We start from the raw sequence: 2,812 nt of genomic DNA, 5'->3' as shown, positions 1-2,812 counted from the left end.
CGTTCTCGACCTCGCACACCTTGCGGTAGCGGATGCGTCCGCCTCCGGGCGGGTCTCGTCGCGGCTGTGCTCGTCCCGGCTGTGGCTGGGCCGGTCACCGTCGGCGTCGGCTGTGCGGCGGCGGGTGAGGTCGCGGAAGAGGCTGCCGACGCTCGGGACGGACTCGTCCAGCGGGCCTTCCAGTTCGATCGGGCCGCCGTTCTCGCGGGTGCGGAAGCCACGACCGGCGCCGGGGACCGGAGTGCCGCGGTTCCGTTCGGTGAGCGCCGCATGCACCTTCGACAGCGGTTCCAGGGCGTGGCTGCCGGTGTCCTCGCCGGTGCCGGCGAGCTGGTCCTGCTCCTTCTCCGCGGTCTCGGTGAGCACCGAGGACGGGATCAGCACGACCGCGGTGGTGCCGCCGTAGGGCGACGGCTGCAACGAGACCCGGACGGCCTGCCGCTGCGCCAGACGGGAGACGACGAAGAGTCCCAGCCGGTCGGTGTCGGAGAGTTCGAACTCCGGGGTCTCCGCCAGCCGCAGGTTCGCCTCCAGCAGGGCTTCGGCCGGCATGCCGAGACCGCGGTCGTGGATCTCCAGGGCGAAGCCGTTGGGCACCCGTCCACCGAGCACCTGCACCGCGGTGTGGGGCGGGGAGAAGGCGGTCGCGTTCTCCAGCAGTTCCGCGATCAGGTGGGTGAGGTCGGCGACGGCGGGGCCCTCCACGGCCAGGCGCGGCAGCCGGCGCACCTCGATCCGCTCGTAGTTCTCGACCTCGGCGACCGCGGCGCGCACCACGTCCATCAGCTGCACCGGCTTGCGCCACTGCCGGGAGGGGGCCGCACCCGACAGGATGACGAGGCCCTCGGCGTGCCGCCGCATGCGCGTGGTGAGGTGGTCCAGGCGGAACAGGTCGGCCAGCTCGTCGGCGTTCTCCGTGCGCCTCTCCATCGTGTCCAGCAGGGTGAGTTGGCGGTGCAGCAGCACCTGGTTGCGGCGGGCCAGGTTGACGAACACCTCGGACACGCCGCGTCGCATGTCGGCCTGCTTGACGGTGGCTTCCACGGCCGCCCGCTGGAGGGTGTTCAGCGCCTGGCCGACCTGCCCGATCTCGTCCTGGCCGTACTCCAGGCGCGGTGCCTCCGTCTCGACGTCCACCTCCTCGCCGGCGGCGAGTCTGCGCATGACGCTGGGCAGCCGCACGCCGGACACCTCGTGCGCCTCCTTGCGGAGGGCCCCCAGGTCGCGGACCAGGTTGCGGCCGATGCGGAAGGAGACCACCACCGAGACCAGCACGGCGAGGAAACCGAGCACTCCGGCGACGCCGGCCTGGAGCAGGACGGTGGTCGCGGCGGGGGTGATGCGTTCGGCGTAGCGGTCGCCTGCCTCCTCGCCGAGTCGTGCCAGGTCGTCCAGGACCGTGGTGGCGGCCGCGTCCCAGCGTGCGGAGTTGACGGCCTTGACCGCGCCGGCCGCGATGATGTCGTCCTCGAAGGAGGTCAGGGTCCGGCCGTCCGCGCCTTCCCAGTAGTCCTCGAAGGTCCGGCGGTCCTCGTCCGGCAGCACCTGGAGATGGGTGCGGTAGATGATGTCCCGTTCGGCGACCCGGTCGCCGAGGTCGCGGACCTCCCGCTTGCTCATCCGGCCGGCGGCGAGCGCCGCGGCCACCAACGCGTCCTCCCGGGCGACCAGTTCGCGGGCGCGGGCCACCCCCACGAGGGCCCGGGACTCCTTGTCGAGCCGGACGTCCTCGATCACGTGCAGGGTGGTGAACAGGTCGTGGCAGGGGTCGACGACCGCGTTGTAGGCGGCGAACGCGTTCTCCCGGGAGAGGGTGTTGTTCTCCACCTTGGTGCGGACCGCGTCCAGGCCGTCGAGGCGTTCCAGCACGGTGTCGAGCTGGCGTCCGGAGTCCGCGGGCAGTTCGTCGCGCACCGCGGCGGCGTTGCCGCGGATCCGGGCCACGGCGCGGTCGGTCGCGCGTTGCTGGCGCCGCAGCTCGGTCAGCGCGTCCGAGCGGCGCGGGTCGGCGAGGTGCACCAGGATCTGCCGGCGCTCCTGCTGCACCTCCTGCACGGTCTCCTCGGCCGGGTGCACGATCTGCTCGACGATGTCCCCGAGCCGGACCAGCTGCCCGGCCTCGCGTCCGGTGAGGTAGGTGGCGAAGGCCCAGAGTGAGGTGACGGCCACCAGCGGGACAAGCAGCAGCGCCACGATCTTCCGACGGATGGAACTTCCGCGAAAGCGCATGGCCTCCCCTACGTCGATTCCGTCCGGCGTCGGCATGTCAGGTCAGTAATCGGCGCGAGCCTACTACCGCAACCCGGTCCGTCCGTAGATGTCTCCGTGCAATGGCGCAGACACATCCGGGTGACGGGTGTGGATGTTTCCGTTCATGGGCGGACAATGCGACGGCGGATTCGGCCGAGTCCCCGTTCGGCTCAACCGGCGCATCGGGCATTCTTGGTGAGGGGAGTGAAGAGGACATGTACGCCAGAACACGGCTACCGGATCCGGTGCGGGCCGCTGCGGTGCGCGCGGTCCTCGTGGTCGCGCTCACCCTCGTCCAGCTGACGGTCGCGGTGCTCTGCTCGCTGGCCGGGGTGTGGTTCGCGTTCCCCGCACTGCTCAGCACCGTCGCCAGCACCGTCGTCGCCACCTGGGCGGTGCTGGACGTGTGGGTGACCCGGCAGGTGTGGGTGCAGCGCCACGGAGTGGTGTCCACACCGAGCAGCGTCGCCCGCGACCGCGCGCTGCGCCGCGGACACGGCGTGCGCTGAGCACACCCGGCCCCCGCCGGCGGTGCCCCTGGCGGAGACCGGGCGGTGCGTCT

General features: G+C 71.8%; 2 protein-coding genes. One reads left to right on the top strand and one right to left on the bottom strand.

Translation table 11 applies throughout. From position 1 onward, the window contains the following. Positions 1-2,229: sensor histidine kinase (locus ACYVE9_RS21635; protein ID WP_461029555.1), on the bottom strand; the 2,229-nt coding region annotated here is incomplete at its 3' end. Positions 2,230-2,465: 236 nt separating this feature from the next. Between ACYVE9_RS21635 and ACYVE9_RS21630 the strand changes: the two genes are divergently transcribed. Continuing rightward, complete coding sequence (locus tag ACYVE9_RS21630) at positions 2,466-2,759, top strand: hypothetical protein (protein WP_461029554.1); 294 nt, start codon at positions 2,466-2,468, stop codon at positions 2,757-2,759. The last annotated feature ends 53 nt before the right edge of the window (positions 2,760-2,812 follow it).

The organism is Streptomyces sparsus (genome assembly GCF_054776295.1).
The sequence above is the reverse complement of the archived record's forward strand: the minus strand, read 5'-3'. Positions and strand labels throughout refer to the sequence as shown.